General features: G+C 44.8%; 15 protein-coding genes. 7 read left to right on the forward strand and 8 right to left on the reverse strand.

What is annotated here, in order from left to right:
• Positions 1-5 precede the first annotated feature (5 nt).
• The 4 genes from FGM00_RS15510 to FGM00_RS15525 form a co-directional block, all read right to left on the reverse strand.
• The gene (locus FGM00_RS15510) at positions 6-542 is read right to left on the reverse strand and encodes a hypothetical protein (RefSeq protein WP_138853782.1); all 537 of its coding nucleotides are present in this window, start codon (positions 540-542) and stop codon (positions 6-8) included.
• Between the two features lie 55 nt (positions 543-597).
• Positions 598-1,902 (reverse strand): Kelch repeat-containing protein, encoded by a 1,305-nt coding sequence (locus FGM00_RS15515; RefSeq protein ID WP_138853783.1) that lies wholly within the window; start codon positions 1,900-1,902, stop codon positions 598-600.
• A gap of 23 nt (positions 1,903-1,925) precedes the next feature.
• Positions 1,926-2,729, reverse strand: a complete 804-nt coding sequence (locus FGM00_RS15520) for a hypothetical protein (RefSeq protein WP_138853784.1) — start codon at positions 2,727-2,729, stop codon at positions 1,926-1,928.
• Between the two features lie 143 nt (positions 2,730-2,872).
• Positions 2,873-3,118: a hypothetical protein gene (locus tag FGM00_RS15525; protein ID WP_138853785.1), complete on the reverse strand. Its 246-nt coding sequence runs from the start codon at positions 3,116-3,118 to the stop codon at positions 2,873-2,875.
• Positions 3,119-3,512: 394 nt separating this feature from the next.
• On the opposite strand from FGM00_RS15525, the gene FGM00_RS15530 reads away from it, so the two are divergent.
• Positions 3,513-4,415, forward strand: a complete 903-nt coding sequence (locus FGM00_RS15530; protein ID WP_138854731.1) for a histone deacetylase family protein — start codon at positions 3,513-3,515, stop codon at positions 4,413-4,415.
• 77 nt (positions 4,416-4,492) lie between these two features.
• The gene (locus FGM00_RS15535) at positions 4,493-5,326 is read left to right on the forward strand and encodes a phosphatase PAP2 family protein (RefSeq protein WP_138853786.1); all 834 of its coding nucleotides are present in this window, start codon (positions 4,493-4,495) and stop codon (positions 5,324-5,326) included.
• Between the two features lie 20 nt (positions 5,327-5,346).
• On the opposite strand, the gene FGM00_RS15540 is transcribed toward FGM00_RS15535, so the two are convergent.
• The 3 genes from FGM00_RS15540 to FGM00_RS15550 form a co-directional block, all read right to left on the reverse strand.
• Entirely contained in the window at positions 5,347-6,996 is a 1,650-nt protein-coding gene (locus FGM00_RS15540) for a solute:sodium symporter family transporter (protein ID WP_138853787.1), read from the reverse strand.
• 47 nt (positions 6,997-7,043) lie between these two features.
• Complete coding sequence (locus FGM00_RS15545; RefSeq protein WP_138853788.1) at positions 7,044-7,601, reverse strand: sugar O-acetyltransferase; 558 nt, start codon at positions 7,599-7,601, stop codon at positions 7,044-7,046.
• 75 nt (positions 7,602-7,676) lie between these two features.
• Positions 7,677-9,512, reverse strand: coding sequence for a glycoside hydrolase family 36 protein (locus tag FGM00_RS15550; RefSeq protein ID WP_236262818.1), 1,836 nt, complete (start codon positions 9,510-9,512; stop codon positions 7,677-7,679).
• 509 nt (positions 9,513-10,021) lie between these two features.
• Here FGM00_RS15550 and FGM00_RS15555 point away from each other — a divergent pair.
• The 5 genes from FGM00_RS15555 (at position 10,022) to FGM00_RS15575 (ending at position 23,187) form a co-directional block, all read left to right on the forward strand.
• Positions 10,022-13,132: a SusC/RagA family TonB-linked outer membrane protein gene (locus tag FGM00_RS15555; RefSeq protein WP_138853789.1), complete on the forward strand. Its 3,111-nt coding sequence runs from the start codon at positions 10,022-10,024 to the stop codon at positions 13,130-13,132.
• 31 nt (positions 13,133-13,163) lie between these two features.
• Entirely contained in the window at positions 13,164-14,699 is a 1,536-nt protein-coding gene (locus FGM00_RS15560) for a RagB/SusD family nutrient uptake outer membrane protein (protein WP_138853790.1), read from the forward strand.
• A 124-nt stretch (positions 14,700-14,823) separates the two neighbouring features.
• A complete protein-coding gene (locus FGM00_RS15565) occupies positions 14,824-18,330 on the forward strand; it encodes a VCBS repeat-containing protein (protein WP_175416246.1) in 3,507 nt (1,168 codons plus the stop codon).
• Positions 18,327-21,854 (forward strand): VCBS repeat-containing protein, encoded by a 3,528-nt coding sequence (locus FGM00_RS15570; protein WP_138853792.1) that lies wholly within the window; start codon positions 18,327-18,329, stop codon positions 21,852-21,854. Before FGM00_RS15565 ends, FGM00_RS15570 begins: the two co-directional genes overlap by 4 nt.
• Positions 21,838-23,187, forward strand: a complete 1,350-nt coding sequence (locus FGM00_RS15575) for a vanadium-dependent haloperoxidase (RefSeq protein WP_236262819.1) — start codon at positions 21,838-21,840, stop codon at positions 23,185-23,187. The genes FGM00_RS15570 and FGM00_RS15575 overlap by 17 nt, the downstream gene beginning before the upstream one ends.
• Here the strand turns inward: FGM00_RS15575 and FGM00_RS15580 are convergent.
• Complete coding sequence (locus tag FGM00_RS15580) at positions 23,175-24,188, reverse strand: GntR family transcriptional regulator (protein WP_138853794.1); 1,014 nt, start codon at positions 24,186-24,188, stop codon at positions 23,175-23,177. The two genes, FGM00_RS15575 and FGM00_RS15580, sit on opposite strands and share 13 nt — an antisense overlap.
• Positions 24,189-24,332: the final 144 nt, after the last annotated feature.

Consider the following 24,332-nt stretch of genomic DNA (forward strand, 5'->3'; position numbering starts at 1 on the left):
AGTGATTAGTTGCGTAAATTACTCGGTAAAGCGGTGCACTTTTTAATTACTGGGCGTATTATAGCAATATTGCCTCGCGCTGATTCGCCTTTTTCCGTTATTGTAGGTAAATCATTTTGATCAATATGCTCTAAGTCGAAACTTATTCTAGGACGTGTTATACTTGTGCAGATATAGCCTTCGGGACAACTTCTACATTCGTTGTCGCCACCACAAGGTGCGCCTGGTGCCAATGGAACTAAGCATGTTACTTGTCTTAATTGGTCTAATTGCTCCCTTGTTAGAAAACCTGCCACTACAATTTCTTCTATGCCAATTATATACCCCAAACTACCATCCTTTAATGTAATTTCCTTTTTGTCTTTTAGATTCATAAGGTTACTATATTGTTTGTCGCTCAAAGAATAGTAATTTTTTGCATTCAACTCTTTTCGATTTTCAATTTGATTTTTCTTTTGGGAAATTACTTTTGATTGCGCATTAAGGTTTTGAAAAATTGGAAATGAGAAGAAAATGATTGTTGTAAAAATTAAATTTTTCATAAGTTTTATATTTCAAATGTTAAATTCTTATAATTTCACTTTTTTGAGCAGTTTGTTAATCTATAAACCACACATCGTTTAAATTCGTAGTGCCGTCAATGATATTGTTACTGGGGTTTATGGTGGTCCCTCCGAAAAGCCAGATTTTATCATCGAGAACCTGACTTTGGGCAAACAATCTGCCTCTAAAAGCACTGTTTTCTGAAGCTAAAGTCCAAGTAACTCCGTCGGTACTAAACCAAACGTCGTTCAAGTTCAGGGAACCAAAACCCGCGATCACCCACATTTTTCCATCAAAAACAGCACTTGCATGACTATCTCTGTTAGAATTCGCACCGGAAAACGGATCATCATTCACTAATTCCCATGAAATGCCATCTGAACTTGACATGACGTTTGAATCCGTAGAACTTGAGGCACCTATTATCCACAATTTATCATTAAAATTGAGCGCGGTATGACGAGTCCTACTATTTCCGATAAGATTATCGGAGGCCAAAGTCCAAACGATGCCATCGCCGCTGAACCATACCTTATTTCTATGGATAACATAAAGTTTATCATTGAATACCGTCGTGGTATGACGCGCTATTCTACCAAAACCAGCAGCATTGGTCACTAAATTCCATTCTATACCGTCCTCACTATTCCAGACATCCGCATCTTCACTTTCATAATCTCCACCGATAATCCATAATTTATCTTGAAAGGCCGTCATGGTATGATATCTGCGTACAGGCCATTGGGCATTGCTTGTTGCCAATGTCCAATCCACGCCATTTTCACTAAACCATACGTCATTGGAGTTTTCATAACCGCCTCGACCGTCACTTTGAATTCCCCCTGACAACCACACCCTATTTTGAAACACAGCACTTGAAAAGGCATATCTAGCCGGGAAATCGGCATTTTGGGTAGCATTTGAGAATTGGATATTTCGGGTGTCAAAAGTTTGACTATCACTTTCCGTTTCCCCTCCTCTATCATCTTTCGCCAGCACTTTCCAATTATAATTCTCCAGTAGGCACAATCGCTCATCGGTCTCAAAATTGGTTTCGGTTGTCGTGCCTATCAATTTGCTTGGCCTTGCCGTGGTATCCGCATAAATCTCATAAGTAATCGTATCCCCGTCCGGATCAGTTGCTGCCTCCCAACTAAAAGTTGGTTTTACATCAACATTTATGGCATCTGCTATTGGGCTCAAAAGAACAGATTGCGTAGGCAGTTGATTTTCTGGCTCAGGTTCTGGTTCAGGGTTCGGTTGAGCAATTGGCTCGGGTGCGGGCGTATCATCTTTACTACAGCTTTGAAAGCAGTTTATAACTACAAGTAGTAAGGTAATCTTTAATAGAATTTTCATGATTTATTATTTAAAAATTTGAATTAATTACAAAACTGGTTCGCAGCTCTGCGGTATAGGTCTCCACTTGGTAAGGCCATAAAATCGGCTCCGTATTTTGCGACGACAAAAGGCATAATCCCGTTTGGCCAATCTTCCAAAACATAGGGATGGGTGCTGTACATCACGATGATCATCATACCATTGGGCAATGAGGCAACATCCCAATATCCTGTGATATTGGTCGTACCAGAACTTACGGCCCCTGCCCCGTTGGTCTGAATGCTTACATGCCCAGAAAGCGCCTCGGTATAGGTTCCGTTTGCGCAAAATTGGGTTTGGCTGTTCGTATTTCTACTATCGCTACCGGTTATACCAGTATTGTAATTTCCGGTTGTAGCCGTAAGTAAGGTATTCGCTACATAGGTTCGAAAAGTGTTCGCCGCTGGCGTATCAAACCGCATTTCACCGATATCACTACCCAGAAGATCGCGTACGATTTTATGCCCTTCGGCCATAGGTGTTTCGACGGATTCATACGTTTCGGCCGAAGACTGGGCTTCCTTGTTCTCCAGCATAAATGGTGGTTTAAGTTCCTCGGCACTTAATGAGTCCAATTGTTTTAAAAGTGCTTCGGGCTCTTTTAAAAAAGTCTCCTTTAGCTGTGATTTTATCGCGATTTGTGTTTTTAGGTCAGCTGTCTCTCCCGCAAAGTTTTCCACATACTTTAAATAGGTTTCAAAATGTGATTCGGTCAATTCATAGCCCTGACTTGAGGCAATTAACTCCTGCTTTGCCGGAGGTTCGTTTTCACCACAACTTGTTAGGCTAATACAGCATGTTATCATGATTGCTATTTTAAGGATGTTGATGCACATGGTTTCTTAGATTTATATTCATTTCTACTGGGCTAGCGATGCTCACCTAGCTTCTATAGGTGTTTCTATTGCAAGGTCGTCGGATGCCGCTGGAAAGACTTTAGGGGACTCCTTCAAGACTTGCTATCAGTTTTGCCTTTTGGTTTGATGACGAAAAGTTCGATACCGCTTAAATCGATCTTAGAAATCTCATGCAATCCTTTCAGTTGATTGTTTATATAGAGAATGAGAAGTAAAACGATTTCGAAAGCGACCAATAGCCAAGGGTTGATCCCCTTCACCAAAACAGCGAGAGGTTCAGAGAGTAAGGCGGAAGTATTCAAGACGATAAGGGCTAATAAGACAATCGAAGTTTTCATGGTTCTGGTATTTATAGTTATTTACAACTGCAAGATGCCGAACCTAAATAGGATATCGTTCAGGGTATTCCCTGAAAAAGAAAACTCAGGGTTTTCCCTGAGGTCTCGACTGCGCTCGACCGGACAACTATATCGACAGGGGAAATTGAAAGTGGGCACTATTCAAAAAATCTGACCAGTTCTCTTTGCGAGAAGATCGGAAGATGTTGATCAATAAGTTAGAGTATAGTACGGAAGCAAGCTGTTGTTCAAGAAGGCTTGTAACACAATCGAGAGAATACTTCGTCGTGCCTCCTCATAAAGACGTTTGGGTTTATCTTTGCACCATACGGATTTCCCCATTCACTGAAATGAATTCAGAGCAGGCTCGGAAATGAAAAAATTATACTCTTCAATGCTCAAAATCGCTTACCATCCCATTTACCAACATCCACTTCCAGAAGGTCATCGTTTTCCAATGCTGAAATACGATTTATTACCAAAGCAACTTTTGCATGAAGGAACGTCCGAACCCGATAACTTTTTTGAACCGGAAATCCCGAACGACAAACACATCGTAGCGGTTCATGATCCCATCTATTTTTATGACTTATTGAATATCAAGATTCCGCCTAAAGAAGCTCGAAAAATCGGTTTTCCATTGACGGAAGATTTGGTCGAGCGGGAACGCATCATTGCAGACGGTACCATAAAAGGCTGTGAATTCGCCTTGGAAAATGGTATTGCTATGAACATTGCCGGTGGCACGCATCATGCCTATACAAACCGTGGCGAGGCCTTTTGCATGCTGAACGACCAGGCCATAGGCGCCAGATACCTGCAATCGAAAGGCTTGGCGAAGAAAATCTTGATTGTCGACCTGGATGTGCATCAGGGTAACGGTACAGCCGAAATCTTTCAAAACGACACTTCCGTATTTACCTTTTCCATACACGGGGCGGGCAATTATCCCTTTAAAAAAGAACAATCGGATTTGGACATCCCGCTTAAAAAAGGCACCGGTGATACGGAGTATTTGACCCTCTTGAAAAATACCCTGCCCCAATTGATCGAACAGCAAAAGCCCGATTTTATATTTTACCTCTGCGGGGTAGACGTGATCGCCTCCGATAAATTGGGAACGCTGGGTATGACGGTCGCCGGCTGTAAACAACGCGATGAATTCGTTCTGAATACCTGCCACGCGCTACAAATTCCGGTGCAATGCAGTATGGGCGGCGGTTATTCCCCGGATATCAAAACCATTGTCGAGGCCCATGCCAATACATTTCGCGCTGCACAACAAATCTATTTCTAAACTGTTCTTGTTTAAAAGAGGTCTAATTTTTCCCGTAACAACAATTTTTAAAGTCGCGGTGCCGTTATTTTTACCCTATGAAAAGACTACTTGTTTTACTCACCTTGTTCGGGTTTTTTTCCGTTCAAGCCCAAGACGTGCAGAAAGATACCGTAGAAACCCGCTGGAACATGTTCAAATATGATGCGGTCAATATTTTTAAAGGAGTGGGATATTCCTATGCGAGACCATTTCACTGGCAAGGAAAACAATGGGCACAGTTCGGTGGTGTAGTAGCAGGCACGGGCTTGACCTATCTTGTAGACGATGATACGTCCCGATTTATCCGGAACAACAGGGAAGGTGTACCTAAATGGATAAGGGATTATGGTACATTTTACGGCAGTCCCGAAAACAACTATATGGCAACCACGGGTGTTTACCTCGTAGGACTGTTTACAAAAAACGAAAAGCTACGCCGAACCGGTGTGCTCTTGATCGGATCGGCAACCTCCGCGGGACTATTGCAGCAGGTATTAAAGTCGGTGGTCGGTAGGGCCCGACCCATAGCCGGATTGGGAAAAGATACGTTTGACCCGTTCAATTCGAGTAGAAATTTTCATTCCTTTCCGTCAGGACACGCAATCCTGGCCTTTACCAATGCCTACGCGATTGCGAAGCAATTTAAGAGTCCGTGGGTAAAGGCCGGTATTTATCTCATAGGGGGCATTCCCGGTATCTCACGTGTTTGGGACGGCCAACATTACCTCAGTGATTTTGTTTTCGCCCTCGCCATCAGCGTGGCCACCGTAGAATCGATTGACCGTTATCTGGACAGGAAGTACGACGAAAAGTACAACAACCGCAAAAAAATGGTCAGCTGGAACCTTAATTTTGGCCCGGGAACCCTTGGGGTCAGTATGAATTTTTAATTGATTCTAGTTTACTTTTCCTAAAAGATGAAATAGGTACTCAACACCAGCGCGGTAATTAACGCCCCCGCGACCCATGCATATTTCCACGGCGTCGTATCGATGACATCCGTGGTCTTGGGTATATAGATATCGGTCTTAGGTTTGATGGCACCTACGATAAGCATGATAATCACATTTACAACAAAAAGAATACCCATAATATGTAAGAAATGCGGATAGGCCTCTGCCTTTATAACTGCTAATTGGGCAGCATCGGTGATTCCGTTTGCCTCAGCTTCGGCCATGGCCGTACCGATCATTTTCGGTCCTAGATATAAAATACTGGCCAAATACATGAGTACGCCACCGATCAAGACGATCTTCGCACCGATTGCAGGCACTTTTTTAGTCAGTATTCCAATCACCACAACGGCTAAAATCGGAACACTCAAACTTCCCAAAGCCTGTTGGATGTACGAGAAAAGTCCGTCAGGGGCATAACGAATAAACGGGGCTATCGACATGGATATGATGGCCAAGCCTAATCCAAAAAACTTTCCAGCCCTTACCGCCTTCTGCTCCGAAGCTTGCTGATTGAAGAACTTTTTATAGAGGTCAAAACCGAAAAGTGTGGCACTACTGTTCAATAGACTGTTAAACGAACTCAATACCGCCCCAAACAACACCGCGGCAAAAAAGCCCAAGAGACTCGCAGGTAAAACACGCCGTACCAATTCCGGATAAGCCGCGTCGGCATCGTTAAGCTCGCTTCCAAACAGATGCCAAGCTATGATTCCCGGCAGCACTACGATAACCGGAATCAAAAATTTGACAAAGGCGGCAAGCATCATTCCCTTCTGCCCTTCCGCCAAACTCTTCGCACCGAAAACACGTTGCAAAATCGCTTGATTGGTTCCCCAATAGTACATTTGTGCGATCATCATTCCCGTGAATACCGTACCGAAGGGGATGGACGAAGTAACATCGCCCACAACATTGAATTTATCCTGATTTTCGGTCCATAGGGTACTCAGGCCGTCAGCGATACTGCCGTCTCCTACTAAAGCCAATCCAAAAACCGGAATCAGCAATCCGCCAATGAGCAAGCCTATGGCGTTGATCAAGTCAGATACGGCAACCGCTTTGAGACCACCAAAAATCGCATATACAATACCGATGGAACCAATACTCCAAACACAAATCCAATATGAAGCCGTTTCAGACACTCCTAAAAGTTCCGGTAACTCGAACATGGTAATGAACGCTTTCGATCCCGCGTAGAGAATCGTAGGCAAGAGCACAATGCCAAAGGCGATCAAAAACAGTACGGAGAGTATGGCCTTGGTGTTATCGTCAAAACGCTCCTGAATGAATTCGGGAATGGTGGTGATCCCCTTATTCATATACTTGGGAAGCAACCAAACTGCCGTAATTACCATGGAAATTGCCGCCAGCGTCTCCCATGCCATTACCAAAATTCCCTCGGTAAAAGCCTGCCCGTTCAGCCCCACGATCTGTTCGGCTGAAAGATTCGTCAAAAGCAATGAGCCCGCGATTGTGATGGCCCCTAAACTTCGGCCACCAAGGTAAAAGCCGTCTGCCGAGCTTTCATCTGTACCACGGGTAGCATACCATGCCACTCCCGCGACTAAAAGCGTAAATCCAATAAAGGTAAGTATCGATAACATATGTGATAGTTTATGATTAGTTGGTTGGTATTATCGTGTTCAAAATATTAATTAGCAATTGATTTGATGACCCGACAGGGGTTTCCGGCGGCGAAAACATTGGGGACCACATCTTTGGTAACCACGGCACCCGAACCAATAACACTATTTTCGCCAATGGTTACACCTGGATTTACAATGGCACCGGCCCCGATCCAAACATTATCGCCGATGGTTATGGGTTTGGCATATTCTTTTCCCGAATTTCGTGCTTTGGCTTCCAGCGGATGGGTTGCGGTCATGATCATGACCGAAGGTGCCAACATGACGTTCTCACCAATGTGCACGGGTGCCACGTCTAATATAGTACATCCAAAGTTCGCGTAGGCGTCTTCACCCCAATATATATTGTAGCCATAGTCGCATTTAAAAGAATTTTCAATGTAAAACCGTTCCCCGGTCTCTGCGAAGAGTTCTTTGAATAGATGCCTTCTTTGTCGTTCCTTATCTTGAGGAATTTCTTCGATTTTTCTCAATAAGGCCCTAGCGTTAAGCCTGCCCTTAATCAGTTCTTTGTCCATGGGATCGTATAGCAGCCCCTGAATCATTTTTTCCCTTTCGGTCATATGGTGATAGCTAATAATAGTGCCTGTGGAAGGCGGTACAAGATAAGATTTTACGCTAAATATAAAAGCGAGTGGCTACGACGATTCCTTTTCAGCGATTAAAATTCCGCAAGGTGGTACTGCAATTTCCAATAGGCCCCGGTTGAAGTCCACTCGTTCTTTAAGTACCACAGTACCTCGACAATCAAAAACGGTGCAATTATAAGCACCGAAATCCGAATTATTGCGAAGAACCAGTTGCTCGGCCAGTTGGCCATTGTGGATGTGGATGTGCGCATCAGGGCTATCGATATCGGTGACCATTGCCTGATACACCCCAATAATCGTGGTGCCATTCATGGTGACACGCTGGGTAGGATAATTGGCCAGTGGCGCGGAGGGCTGGTAGGTTCCATGGAGCAATACATCGGCATATTCGTTCCAATAGCGCGTGTAGAATTCCACCATTTCAAGGTGTTCCGTAGGTGCCTTGGCGAGGAAAATCGAAAGCTGTGGCACGCCAAAGAGAATATTGATCATTTGAAGGGCGGCAACCTCGGTAGTCTCTTCATTGTGCCAGGTAACCATATCGGAATGCACTGCCGTATTCCCACAAAGCATTTTGATATCCGCGATGCGAACCCGATTCATGACCGCATCTCCAGGGCAATCGAACGCTCGGAACATGTTCCCATACTTCCGCATCGCGGGACCGGTATATTTTTGACGGAATTCGATAAAAACCTCAGGATTGATAGCCGTTAGCCGATTTTTCACATCGGTCAGCAAGCGGTCTACCGCTTCATTGATCGAAGCATAATCGCGCCCATCTCTAGCGCCCAAAGGCGTGTCTTCATATAAATGGAAATCGTCTATAAAGTCCAGTTTGAAGCCATCAAGCCCCCAATCTTTTAGAGCACTTGTATAAAGACCCAAAAGGTATTCCCGTACTTCCGGATAGCGCGGATCAAAGACAGGGGCCCAGCGATGGTTTTCGGTCAAGAACTTACCCCTGAATTTTTGGTAGGCTTTCGATTTCTTTCCACAAAAGGGAACGGAATACCAAAAGGCGACTTTCATTCCGGTTTTATGTAGCTGTTTTACAAAATCATGGACGTCGGGAAAGCGTTCGGGTTGCCAATCCCCGGTAAAATCATAGCCCCGATTCCCGTCGCTTGTTTGCCAACCATCATCTATGATCAGTACTTCATATCCCATTCCATAGGCTAAGCGACATTCTTCGAGCAATTCTTCCAAATTCAGGTTCTGATGAAATTGGTACCATGTAGAGTACAGTGCTTTTTTGGCGATTGCCGGAACGAAGGCGGGTTTCAACTGAGGAAAACCCTCCCACCATGACGCGGTATCCCGAAGGCATTTCGAAAAATGAATATTTCTGTAATCGAGGCGAAGCTGCACCTTAAAATAGTCGATGGCCTGTTCGGTTTCCGAGAAAAAAGTAATATGACAGTAAAAACAATTATCCTCTTCCCGTAATCGGGCATTCATCTCTACCGTGTTGATGGCATTCGAACAGGAAAAAGTAAGTATATTTTCATCTTTGTTCCCGAATAGGGAGATGACCGGAGCGTCTATGGATATCCTGGACTCCATATGATTTAATTCCCAATCGGCTTGAATCCGTTTGGAGAAATCAGCCGTGGGTTTCCATATGCCTTTAACATTGGTTCCGGGTAGTTTAAAGCGCAGGGTGACCGGGTCAAGAAACGATGTGCCATCACTTGCAATTTTAAAATCATAGAGAACAAGACCATCCCTACGGTAAATTTCATTCAATTCAGGATGTAGCCCTGATTGTGGTGTATCTATAAAAATCTCACTGATTGTTGTCGTCTGCATCGGAGTCATACCAGTAGTCGTTGCATCTATATACTTATCGAAATCCGCATTTTGAAAAAAGCCAAAGCACATAGGCCCTAGTTTGAACAAAAGCCAAGCAAAAATTTACTTGGCTTTGTCAAACTTAATAAACTAACTCAAACTTTTTTTGATGTAGTCGGTGGAAATTTTTCGCTTTACCTTTAATATCCGCCTAAAAATGTACTATGATATACTATGCTATAAGCTAAAATAGTATAAAATTGTAATAGTATTGGTCTTCTTTTCCATTATTTTCTACTTATCGTAGTTCCACCGAGGCTATTCTTAGTAGTAAAAGGCGTTTTGCAATAGTACAAAACTTACAATCTGAATTTACCGATATTGAATAAATTGATGGAATAGGATTCAAAGAATTCGGCTTTCATAATATTTAAATTGTGTAAATTTTTTATGAATTCCTTATTTTTATGTAGATAATTTTAAAAGTATTAATTTATTTATAGTACTTTTGATTGGGTAGCATAGTGTATCATAGAATAAATTATGGTACTAGTATACCTGTAGAACAACTCACAATTAACTACCTAAACTATTTGATTATGGAAGAAAACTTCTCGAAACAGGGCGGATTGAAGGGCATAGGCTTGCTGTTTGTGCTAACTCTTTTATTTGGATCGCAATCACTTTTTGCGCAAAATCTAATTACGGGAACGATAAGCGATGCCAATGGCCCACTTGCAGGAGCCAGTGTAGTGGCAAAAGGTACCACCACGGGCGCAGTGTCCGATTTTGATGGCAATTACAGTATTTCTGTTCCCGACGGCGTAACTACGCTGGTCTTCTCCTATGTTGGCTATGCGCCGCAAGAAGCTGATATTAACGGACAATCGACCATCAACGTTATATTATCGGAAGACGCGGAAGCGTTGAGCGAGGTCGTCGTAGTTGGTTATGGTACGCAAAGAAAAGCTGATTTAACGGGATCGGTCGGATCTATAGGAGCCGTTGATATCGTGAAACAGCCCATCGTAAGTCCTGATCAAGTTTTGGCGGGTACGATTTCCGGTGTAAATATCACGAATAGAAGTGGGGACCCAGGTGCTCCCGTTAGCGTTAATATACGTGGTGTAGGTACGCTTAGTGCCGATGCGAACCCTCTTTTTGTGATAGACGGTGTTCCGATAGTCGGTACCAATAACATCACTGTAAATACTTCTTCAACTACGGATTCGAACCCCTTGGCCAGTATCAACCCGAGCGATATTCAATCGATAGATGTCTTGAAAGATGCAGCCTCCGCAGCTATTTATGGAGCTAGAGGTGCAAATGGTGTCATCATAATTACCACTAAAAAAGGTAGTGCGGGAGACCCAAAGGTTACCTACGATGGTTATGCATCCGTAGCATCCGCCAGAGAACAATTGGATGTACTCAACGTGCAACAATATATCGCTATCCAAAACGAGTTGGGTCGGGATTTTTCGGAATTCAGTGGAGCGGAAGACGTAGACTGGCAAGAAGCTATCTTTCGTGACGGCTTCGTTCAAAATCACAATGTTGGTGTGAGCGGTGGTGGCGAGAATGGCACCTATTACATTTCGGGGTCATTTTTAGACAACGAGGGTATTCAAAGAGCGCAAGAATTTAGCCGCTATTCGTTACGGGCGAACTCGGAATTCAGGATTGGAAAAAGATTAAAATTCGGTGAATCGCTCCAGATAAGTCAGACCGACCGTCTGACGCAAAGTGAAGGTGCATTGAATGCGGGATATAATGCCGCCTTGAATGCTCCCTATTTTCAAGTCTTTGGCGATGGTCCTTTTGGCTACAATTTTGCCAATCCTTCCACAGGGGGAGAGAATTCTAGCAACTATGTATTCCTTACCGATGAGCGGGTCAATAGCACTACCATACAAAATCGAAAGGTACTTGGCCATTTTTTCGGGGAATGGGAAATCATCGACAATCTCAAACTTAGACCTTCTATCGGTATTGATTACAACGTAGGATCTGGAGACTTTTTTCAGGCACGAACAGAACTTGTAGGTCTTCCTAATAGTACACGGCAATCACTTTTAGTGCAGTCCAGGCCGATCGAGCTTACAATTACCACGGGTGCCACGCTTTCCTACGATAAGACCATAGGCGACCATAATTTTGGTGCACTCGTAGGGGTTGAACAGACTAAATTCCGATATGATAAGGTGCGTTTGCAAGGGCGGGAGTTATTCAACGACAATTTTGCGGGTAGCGGCACCACGGTGGCCGGTGCAAATGAGGCGGATTTGTGGACGCTACAAGGTATAATAGGTCGTCTGACCTATAATTACATGGGAAAATACCTGGCCACTGTAAATGTTCGTCGCGATGCCACATCAAAATTCGCTGAGGATTACAGATCGGGCGTCTTTCCTTCGATTTCCGTGGGGTGGCGAATTTCACAAGAAGATTTCTTTGATGTAGAAGCCATAGATGACCTTAAGCTAAGGGTAGGTTACGGTGAACTTGGAAACCAAAACCTTGGCGATGGCACCCCGAACACCTTTCCTTACCTGACGACCTTGAACAACAACATATTTTATGTGGTCGGTGACGGTCAGGGCACGGTCGTAGGTCCGGCGCCAACGACATTCGCGAACCAAACCATCGGATGGGAAACGTCGAAGCAAATCGACATCGGATTGGACTTTAGCCTTCTTCAAGGAAAAATTACAGGGGTTTTTGATTATTATAAGAAAACCAATCAAGATGCCTTAGTACAATTACCACTTCCATTCTCCAGTGGATTCTTCTTACCGGCCCCAACGAATGCCGGAGAGATTACGAATTCGGGTATTGAAATCGCTATCAATTACAGAAATAAGATCGGAGATGATTTCGAATGGGGAATTGGCGGTAATCTAACCACAGTCAAGAATACGGTACAAAGTCTCGGCCCAGTAGATCAGATTATTTCCGGTGTCGGGGGTGCACAATCACACCGAACCATTGTTGGGGAAAGTTTGGGTCATTTTTATGGCTATAGAACCGACGGACTTTATCAAAACGATGCTGAAGTCGCGGCAGCTGTGCCAGATGCCAATGGTACGCCCTCGCCAGGTGATATACGTTTCGTTGATTTGAATGGCGACGGCCGTGTCGACGCGGGTGATAGGACTATTCTGGGAAGCCCATATCCCGGTTTATTCTATGGGTTGAACTTACAGGCAAATTATAAGGGATTCGACTTTTCTATGCTCCTCAGAGGCGTCGGCAACAGGCAAATTTACAACTCTTCCCGAATCGCCTTAGAAGGAATGACGGGAACCAATAACTTCAGCACGCAGGTTTTGAACAGATGGACTGCGGAAGGTACTACCAATTCGAGTTTGAATCCTAGACTAGCGGCTGGAGATCCAAACGGAAATAACCGTCTCTCTGATCGGTTTATAGAAGATGCCGATTATTTGCGTATTCAAAATGTGCAACTGGGCTACACCATCCCACAGGAGAAATTACAAAGCTGGACCGGTGACTTTGTCTCTAACATGAGATTTTTCATTAGTGCACAGAATTTGGCCACGTTTACCGGTTATACCGGTTTTGATCCTGAAGTCGGTAGGGCCCAAAGTTTTCAAAAAGGGAACAACCCATTGGCTACCGGACAGGATGACGGTCAGGCTCCTTTACCACGTATTTTACAATTCGGTTGGTCCGTTAGTTTTAATTAAAAATTGTTATTTTAAAAGATAAAAGAAGATTATGAAAACAAAAGCTTTAATTCTTATAGGAATCTTTGCTATAACGATAGTATCATGTAGCGATGAATTAGACCTTAAACCCTTGGATAGTATTACCACCGATTCGTTCTACAATACCAAAGGTGATTTCGACGGAGCAATTTTCGCAGCCTATTCCTCTATTCAGGATTTTTGGGGGACCAGCACGGAAACCTTATCCGAAAGAGGAGAATATTGGAAACTGTCAATGGTCATCACCGATGACGTTATGGCCGATCCCGTGACTGCCGCGGGAGATCAGATTTCAATAGATATCGATAACCTACAAATACGGGCGGCCGATGTCCCGTATGCGGCAGTTTACACACAAATTTACGAGGGAATATACCGGGCCAACTTGGTGCTTGAAAATCTCGATGGCGAGAATGAACTTTCCGCTGAAGACAAGACAGTACTCGGAGCGGAAGCAAAGTTCTTAAGGGCTTGGTTTCACTTTCAAGCGATGAAGATGTTCGGAACACCTCCCTTGGCTTTGGAAATTAGGACCGATATCGCGAATCTTGCCTTACCGAATGCTACGCAAGAAGAACTTTATGCCTCCATATTGGGTGATTTCGGTGATGCAGCGTCTGGATTACCGGAATCGTGGGATTCTGGAAATACTGGTCGAGCTACATCATGGGCAGCCAGATCCTTTATAGGCAAGGTAAATGTTTTCAAGGAAGATTGGGGGCCAGCGATTACCGCATTGGCCGACGTTGTCGATAACGGACCTTACAGCCTTGTTTCCACCTACGAAGAGGTATTCTCTTTTGCCAACGAAAACAATTCCGAATCGATTTTTGAAGTTCAATACGGCGGGCCGCAGTCAGATGACAACCTTTGGGTATTCGACGACACCCACTCTGAAAACTTCAAGGCATCACAAGGGACAGGAAGGGGCTGGTATTGGGATGCTGGTAACGGTGCACCTGCAGGAAAATTGGGTTGGTGGGCTCCAACACAGGATTTGGTCGATTCTTTTGAGGACGGTGATGAAAGAAGAAACACCATACTTTATCAGGAAGGCGATACGTACTACACCTATGGAAATGGGCAAACGGTCGTAGACTATGAGACCGACTGGTCATCTACTAATTATACATTGAAAAAGTATAGAGGAGAAACAAACACGGTTCCCGGAAATCACGCTCCCAACGGTCAGGCCGATTTCAATAATGAACGATGGCTGCGTTTCGCAGAATTAAAGCTGTTGTATGCCGAGGCACTTATACGAGGCGGTGGAGATTTGGATATCGCGGAAGAGCAGATAAACGACATCCGAAATAGAGCCGGGTTGGATGATTTGGAAGATGGTGAGGATTTGCTTTCGGCGATGATCCAAGAAAAGAGAATCGAGTTGGCTTTTGAACCTCACCGATGGTTCGATATCGTACGTTGGGATTTAGGGCCGACGATTTTCGGCAGTGCTTGGAACGATAATTACAGAGTATTCCCTTTCCCGCAGTCCGAAGTGGATCGCTCGCAGGGTCTTTTAACCCAAAATCCAGGCTATTAAAATTCTCTATTTTTTTAAGTATTCGGTTTTCTTAGACCAGAGGGAATCCAATCTATTTTAACTGATTGGATTCCTTTTCTTTCCTACCAAGGTATTATATTCGTTTATGCCTGTTACTAAACATATGATGCGGCTCCACAGCCTGCTTTTTTCCTTGCTATTCGTTGCACTTATGGGCTGTGATAATTCGCCAAGCACATTATTCGATGAGTTGTCCCCTGAAGATACCGGCATTACCTTTGCCAATACCTTAACCCTAGATGGCGACCCTTCGGTATTGGAATTCGAATACATGTACAACGGTGCCGGAGTTGCCGTTGCAGACTTTGATTTAGATGGCTTACAGGATATCTATTTCATCGGAAATATGGTCAGCAATCGACTGTACCGGAATCTTGGGGAGTGGAAATTCGAAGACATTACCGAATCGGCCAATGCAGGATCGACCGATTGGTCGAACGGCGTTTCGATTGTGGATATCAATCAAGATGGCTATCCCGATATCTATGTGTCTAGGGGCGGCCCAAGAGGTGCTAGCGCTGCACAGCGGGCCAACCTTCTTTTTATCAACACGACCCAAGAGAAAGGCAGCATCAGTTTTACGGAATCCGCCTCCAAATGGGGCCTTGCCGATGAAAGCTATTCCGTTCAGGCAGCTTTCTTCGATTATGATGCCGATGGTGATCTCGATATGTATTTGTTGAGCAACGCCCTAGTCGACTTCAACAGAAATACTTCGCGCCCAAAAGACCGCACGGGCAAGGCCCCCTCGGCCGACAAACTTTTTCGAAACAACGGTGATGAAACCTTTACCGACGTTTCAATCGATTCGGGTATTCTTATCGAAGGGTTTGGCCTCGGCGTTGAAATTTGCGATTTGAATACCGACGGATGGCCAGATATATACGTTTCCAACGATTTCCTGACCGATGATTTTTTATATATCAATCAAAAAGACGGCACCTTCGAAAACGAAAACGCCTCCTATTTCAAGCATTTGACCTTCAATGGCATGGGCAACGACATTGCGGACATCAATAATGACGGCCTGATGGATGTGGTCGTGCTCGATATGCTTCCACCGGATAACAAGCGCTGGAAACTGACCATGATGGGGAATAATTATGACGAATTTCAGAATAGCATCCGCGACGGATACCAACCGCAGTATATTCGCAATACCCTACAGCTGAACAATGGCAATGGCACCTTTAGCGAAGTAGGGCAACTAGCGGGTATCTCTGCTACCGAATGGAGCTGGAGCGCCCTCTTGGCAGACTACGACCATGACGGCAACAAAGATCTTTTTATCACCAACGGCTACCGTCAGGATATCACCAATCTTGATTTTATGGTGTACGGCAACAATGTCCTCACCATGGGAACCGAAGAAGCGAACAGAAAGCAGCGACTTGAGGCCTTGAACAAGCTCTCCGGGATCAAAAAGCACAATTACATGTATAAGAATACCGGTGAGTTCAGCTTTAGCGATATCACCGAGGAGGCGGGATTCGCCAAGCCCACCTACTCCAACGGTGCCGCCTATGCTGATCTGGACAACGATGGCGACCTTGACCTTGTCATCAACAATATTGATGACCCCGCCGGATTGTACGAGAACAATGCGAGTGAAACTGCAAATGGCAATTACTTGAGATTTACCTTTCAAGGAAAGGCACCCAACCTTCAAGGATTGGGCAGTCAAGTCGAACTTTTTTACCAAGGCGGCTATCAGAAACAATATTTTACGCCGTATCGGGGCTATCTTTCTACCGTAGAGCAAGCCCTTCACTTCGGGCTTGGGGCCGTATCACAAATCGATAGTGCCAGGGTAATTTGGCCGGATGGCAAAACCCAACATTTGCCCGACATTACAACGAATAAGACAGCAGCGCTCAAATATGCGGATGCTCGTAATCCTCCACAAATGGAATCTAGCCATCCTATTACCACCCTCTTTCGGCAATTGGATAGCATCGGATTAGACTTGCCTCATCAAGAGAATGCATTTGTCGATTATAAAGTGCAACCCCTGCTGCCCCACATGCATTCCCGAAACGGGCCCGGACTGGCGGTGGCTGATACCAACAATGACGGTCTAGAAGATGTGTATATGGGCGGTGCAAGAGAACAGGCCGGAAAGCTTCTGCTGCAACAGCAAGACGGTTCCTTTGTATCCCGTGCATTCGAGGATACCGAATACGAAGATATGGGTACGCTTTTCTTCGATGCGGATAACGATGGGGATCAAGACCTCTATGTGGTAAGCGGTGGTTCTTCGCAACCTGCAAATGACTCCGGTTATCAAGACCGCATCTACCAGAACGACGGCTCTGGAAATTATACAAGAGTGGCCGCCTTACCACGTGCGCATCACAGTGGTTCTGTGGTAACCGCTGCGGATTATGACAAGGACGGGGATATAGACCTATTTGTAGGTGGCCGGGTAAGACCAGGGGAATATCCATTGGCACCGATGAGCAGTTTGCTACAGAACGAAAGTGCAAACGGGAAAATTTCGTTCAAAAATACCGAACAGGATATCCAAAAAACCTTCAATAACTTGGGCATGGTCACGGCTGCACTATGGACGGATTTTAACAACGACTCCTGGCAAGATCTTATCGTGGTAGGCGAGTTCATGCCGATTCGGTTTTTTCAAAATTTCAATGGTGAATTAAGAGAAGTCTCGAATCAAACCAATCTTAAAAACACCCACGGATGGTGGAACAGTATCAATTCGGGGGATTTTGATAACGACGGCGATACCGATTACATTCTAGGCAATCTAGGACTTAATGCCAGATTAAAGGCCAGTGCGAAAGAACCCCTTTGCATCTATGCCAATGATTACGACAAAAACGGTCGTATCGACCCCGTCATGTGTTATTATATCGAGGGAGAAAATCACATCGCACACTCCCGTAACGACCTGATCGACCAGATAAACCCTATGCGCGCAAGGTTTAGGACATATGCCGATTATGCGGAAGCCTCTTTTGAAAAGTCCTTCCTAAAGGAAGAATTGGAATCCGCTTACATTGTAAAAAGCGAGACCTTTGCCAGTGCGTATTTGGAAAATTTGGGACAAGGCAAATTCAAGCTTTCCGAACTGCCACGATGGGCACAAATTGCGCCCATCTATGGTACCTTGGTCGACGATTTTGATGCCGACGGAAACTTGGACGTACTTGCAGTAGGTAACTTTTATAGTGGAGAAGTATTTGCAGGCCAGTACGATGCCGGAATTGGGTGGTTTTTGAAAGGTGATGGAAAAGGGGGTTTTCAATCCATAGACGTCTCCGAGAGTGGTTTTTTCGTGCAAGGGGATGCCAAGAGTATGGTACAATTGGACATTAAAGGAAGGGAAGGCATTTTGACCGCGTTGAATAATGGTTTTTTAAAAACACACATCAATGAGCGAAAAATACAAGGTGATTATGACAGCAAACCAACCGATATGTACGCAACGCTCCGCTTTAAAGATGGAAGAGAACGCAAGGTGGAATTTCACAAAGGCTCGGGTTATCTATCCCAGTCTTCAAAACGATTGAAAATTCCGATCAGGGTGGCTTCCGTGTCCGTTACCGATATCAATGGGAATGAAACCGAAATTTTTCCAGTTCCATGAAGTGCCGCAAGACATCCCTTCTATTTTCAATGCTCCTTTTGGCGCTCTCCTGTGGTCAAAAAGAACCGACGCTTTTTAAATTATTGGATGCCTCCCAGACCGGTATCGATTTTAAAAATACGATTCAGGAAAATGATTCGATCAATATTTTTGAATATATGAACGTCTATACCGGGGCCGGTGTAGCCGTAGGCGATATCGATAATGACGGGCTGGTAGACGTCTATTTTAGCGGTAATATGGTTTCGGGACGATTGTACCGAAATTTGGGCAACTTCAAATTCGAGGACATCACCGAGAGTGCGGGCATCGAAAACAACCGCTGGGGAACAGGAGCGACCATGGTCGATATCAATCAGGATGGTTTGCTCGATATCTACGTTTGCGTTTCGGGGGGCTCGGCACTTGCTGAAAGAGCCAATATGCTGTATATCAATAACGGGCCTTCGGCAGATACGGGACAACCTACTTTTACCGAGAGCGCCCAACAATACGGTCTTGCCGATACTCGTCAGAGCATGCATGCGGCCTTTTTCGATTATGACAAGGACCAGGATCTGGACATGTACCTACTGGTCAATCCCGCGGCCTACGAGTACAAGGTAAACGTGAGTCAACCACGGGTGCTTGACGGCACTGCTTTAAGCAACGACCGCCTCTATCGGAACGACGGCAATGGCAAGTTCACCGATGTTTCGGTGGATACCGGTATTTTGGTGGAAGGCTATGGCCTTGGTGTAGGCATCTCGGATATCAACGACGACTCTTGGCCGGATATTTATATCTCAAATGATTTTATCGGAAACGACATCCTATACATCAATCAAAAAGACGGCACCTTTAAAGATGAAATTACCGAGCACATCAAACATACCTCTTACGCTGGTATGGGGAACGATCTTGCCGATATCGACAACAACGGTAAGCCGGACATCTTGGTCCTAGACATGCGGCCGGAAGATAACAAACGCCAGAAACTGATTATTTCCTCAACCGGCTATGACCGTTTTCAATTGATGCTCGAAGCAGGGTACCAGGCACAGTACAGCAGAAACACCCTGCAATTGAATCAGGGGATGAATACATTCAGCGAAATCGGTTTTCTGGCCGGAATAAGCAGCACCGATTGGAGTTGGAGTCCGCTCCTTGCCGATTATGACAATGACGGTCACAAAGACCTGTATGTAACCAATGGTTTTTTAAGGGATTTGGGGAATTTAGATTACATTCATTACCAAGGCATTTACGACAACCCCTTAGGTACCATTGATGCTAAAATCAAGCAAAAGCGGAATTCCATCAGGGAACTTCCAAAAGCAGATTTGATTAATTACGCATACCGAAACAAAGGAGGTGCGTCCTTTAAAAAAACCTCGGAGAAATGGGGCATTACCGAGAGGAGTTGCTCCAACGGTGCGGCCTATGCCGACTTGGACAATGATGGCGATTTAGATTTACTGGTCAACAACATTGACCGACCCGCCTTTGTTTATGAAAACCGAAGTGAAAAACAGACGGGCAACAACTTTCTCAGACTCAAGCTTCAGGGCAAACGGGGAAATTTACAAGGTATCGGGGCCAAGGTCAAAATAACTACGGCTACATCAAGCCAATTCTATCAGCATTTTTTAAGCAGGGGATACGAATCGAGTGTAGACCCGATCATTCATTTCGGCCTTGGAAAAGAAGATGCCATCCAAAAACTGGAGATCTGGTGGCCAGATAGTTCGTACGAGCATATTGCAGCGCTACAACCGAACCAGTTGATTACCTTATCCCAATCGGAAGCAATGGGGCCGGAAAGCGCACCAAAAAATATAGAAACACCTGCCCTTTTCACTGATGTCACAGACAGCCTGGGAGTGAATTTCACCCATAAAGAAGACAACCTCGTAGATTTTAAACGGCAACCTATTCTTCCGCACATGCACTCCAGAAACGGTTCCGGCCTTGCCGTTGCCGATGTGAACCGTGATGGCTTGGAAGATTTCTTTATCGGTGGCGCAAGCGGACAACAGGGAGCGCTTCACCTTCAAAAGCCCGACGGCACTTTTGAAATTACCCCTCAAGATTTCGGATCGGATTACGAGGATATGGGCGCACTCTTTTTCGATGCCAATGGAGATGACTATCCCGATCTATACGTGGTCAGTGGTGGGGTAACCCGCTCCGGCGATTATCAGGACAGGCTTTATCTGAACGATGGCCAAGGTTCGTTTCAAGTGTCACAGGCACTTCCCAAAATCGCTGTCAGCGGCTCATCGGTTTCCGCAGCTGACTACGACAAGGATGGCGATCTAGACCTTTTCGTCGGCGGACGGGTAAATCCCGGTGCATATCCCATGCCGGTTCGGAGTTACCTGCTCGAGAATAACGCCTCGGAAAATCCGACCAATTTAAAGTTCAAGGATATTAGCAATAATGTGCACGGATTCGATACGCTAAGTATGGTGACCGCCGGACTTTGGACAGACTATGATAACGACGGTTGGACGGATTTGATCGTAGTCGGTGAATTTATGCCGATTACGTTTTTTCACAACGAGGAGGGAAAATTGGTAATCACCGAAATTTCTGGCTTACAGAAGTCGGAAGGCTGGTGGAACAGTATTAATGGAGGTGATTTTGATCAGGATGGAGATATCGATTACCTTCTAGGTAATTTAGGGCTCAACACTAAATATCGTGCGTCTGCCGAAGAACCGCTCTGCATATATGCTAGCGATTTCGATAAAGATGGCAGTATAGATCCCGTGATGTGCTATTTTATCGATGGGGTCAATCAGCTGGCACACGGCAGGGATGAGCTCATTGGGCAAATCAACGCCATGAGGGGTCGTTTTAAAACCTACGAATCCTATGCGAACGCTACTTTTAAAACATCGTTTTTACCGGAAGAACTGGAGAAAGCCTATGTCGTAAAAAGTCATAATTTTGCCAGTAGCTATTTGGAAAATTTAGGCAATGGGCAATTTCAACTCACCCCATTGCCGCTGGCCGTGCAAGCTGCTCCTATTGAGGGTATTGTCGTACTTGATATAGATGGAGATGGCTATCTTGATGCGCTGTTGACCGGAAACTCCTATGCAACAGAAGCTGCCACGGGCAGATATGACGCCTTTACGGGCGCTTTCTTGAGAGGGAACGGAACAGGTGGTTTTGATGTGGTCCCCTTGGAGAAGAGCGGATTTCTCAACGATTCGGACGCGAGCGGACTTGCCGTCTTGCGGGGTGCCTCTGGAGCATCTTTGATTATTGCAGCCAATAATAACGATAGCACAAAAGTCTTCGCGATTACCGATCCGAAAGAACGGTTCGAAGCGATTTCTATAGCGAAAGATGTGCAATTTGTCGAAGTTTTCCTGGCCGATGGTAGACAGTATAAATTGGAATATTACTATGGATCAGGATATCTTTCGGCCTATACGAGAACTATTGTACCGAATGAACACATTAAAGAGATAAAAACGACCAATGTTGAAGGGATTTCAAAAACGATTTATAAATATGAGGGCATCAAATAGTGCGATGCTTATCTTAACATTGCTCTTGGCTGCTGCCTGCGCTCCTAAGCACGAACAACAAAAGCTGAACACCTATTTTGATAATGGCCTATCGCGGTACAATCGAGCGCTCACCAATGTTATCGTTTCCGATATTTTTACCCCTCCAGTAGCGAGCCGCATTTACGCCTATCCGAATATTGCGGCCTATGAGGGCATCCGATTTATGGATTCCTCGAAAGTTTCTCTTGCGGGTCAGTTGAACGGGCTGCAAGCACTGCCGCTTCCCGATACCAAGAAGGAGTACTATTTCCCCTTGTCTTCCATGGTTGCTTTTATGAATGTAGGTAAAGCTTTGGTCTTTGATTTGGAAAAAGTGGATGCGTTGGAAAAGCAAATATTGCAAGAAGTGCAGGATATCGGTATTGATTCCGAAATCTATACGAATTCCGTCGCCTATGGCGAAGAATTGGCTACGGCCATTTTGGCCTGGGCCTCCAAAGACGGCTACTTACAACGAACCGCCTTACCTAGATATAGTGTTAATGATGAACCGGCACGTTGGCGCCCAACTCCTCCCGACTACATGGAAGCCATAGAACCACATTGGAATACCTTACGTCCTTTTACATTGAGCGCTGCCGATCAGTTCGACCCAGGACTACCCACCGTTTTCGATTCTAATGAGAAATCGCAGTTCTATCAAGAAGCCATGGAGGTCTATAATACGGTAACAGAACTCGATTCGAACCAAGTTGAAATAGCCAAATTCTGGGATTGCAATCCGAATATTTCGACCACAAAAGGGCATGTCATGTATTTTCAACAACAAATATCTCCAGGAGGCCACTGGATACATATCGCTGCACAGGTCCTGGAACAGGAAAACGCGAACCCGGTCAAAGCTGCCCAGACCATGGCCCTGACAAGTATCGCCCTAGCGGATGGTTTTATCAGCTGTTGGGATCAAAAGTACAAAAGCACACTTACCCGGCCCGAGACCTACATCAACAACTATATCGATCCTGATTGGATGCCGATTTTGCAGACACCGGCATTTCCCGAACATACTTCGGGACATAGTGTGGCCTCTAACGCTGCGGCCACCGTACTTACGAACATTTTTGGAGATAACTATCAGTACGTCGACGCTACCGAAGTGCCTTACGGACTCCCTGAACGCAGTTTCAAATCATTCTTTGAAGCTTCGGAGGAGGCCGCCATTAGTCGGTTATACGGTGGTATACATTACCGCCCCGCTATTGAACTCGGCATTGTTCAAGGGAAAGCCGTAGGTCAACACACATTCGATACTATTGAGTTCGAAAAAAGTGACTTTGCCTATAAGGAATGACGCTTGATCAAATTGACCGGTATGAGCTCTTGTGTAAACGCGCTTTCCTTGATATGAGTAGCAGCTCTTTTGGCCATGTCCTTGAAATCTATGGATATGGTCGTAATTCCCCCAAAGGCGATTTCCTTGACCACATGATCGTTGTGCGACAGAATGCCTACCTGCTTCCCTATCGTATACTCATTGTTGCGACAGTCGCGAAGCACTTCCCAAAGATAGGTGTCCCCAGTAAAGAAATATAAAGTACTTTTTTTCACTGTACCAGATTTATATTTTTTGGAAACCCGTCCCTCAATATCGTAATCGGTTAAAAACCGCTGGTAAGCGTTTTTAATTCCTATGGGATAGTCACTATCCTCATTAAAGAACAAGATCATCTTTTTATACTTTTGTATATGAGGTAATAGTTCCACCAATTTTTGATAGGTCGTGTCCTCGAATTCCTGGCAGATATAGGAATATGCAGAATCCATTTCAAGATACCGATCAACGATCAATAATTTTCCTGGCTCGATTTCTTGTAAAAGTGGGCGTAATTTCGGGTCTGGAATAGGAGCCACCACGTACATGCCATACTTTCCTTTAATATTCGTAAAAATGGTTTCGAAGATTGATACATTGTTGTGGTGGAAAAAAACATCTATTTGAAAGCGTTTTCCCAATTCTTTCCGAAAGGTGTTGTAAAACTCTTCTTGAAAACGGTGAAAAGAAAACATAAGCAAAGCCACTCTTAAAGTAACCTTGGTTTCGGTACTTATGATAAAATAGCCTTTCAACTTTTTCGACTCGACCAAACCACGGTCCTTAAGCTCTTCGTAGGCTTTTACTATTGTTTTTCTGGCAAAGCCTAAATCGGCTACCATCATGTTGATCGAAGGCAGCTGATCCCCTACTGAAAGTACTTCGGAATCAATGGCTTCTATAATACCCTGAACCAGTTGCTCATGTTTTGAAAGGGTATTTACCGTGCTGAGGGCGTTTATTTTATCCAATAAGGACATAGAGGAAAATCTTATAGAAAATTCAAAAGTCGTAAAGTACAAAATATATCCATACCCCCCGTTCACTCAGTGGTTTTCACCCTAAATACCAGTGGCACTCCCCAGTGTGCTAAGGTATCACATAGAGGGGTACAAAATAAGGTT

Source organism: Aggregatimonas sangjinii, assembly GCF_005943945.1.
GTDB classification, from domain to species: domain Bacteria; phylum Bacteroidota; class Bacteroidia; order Flavobacteriales; family Flavobacteriaceae; genus Pelagihabitans; species Pelagihabitans sangjinii.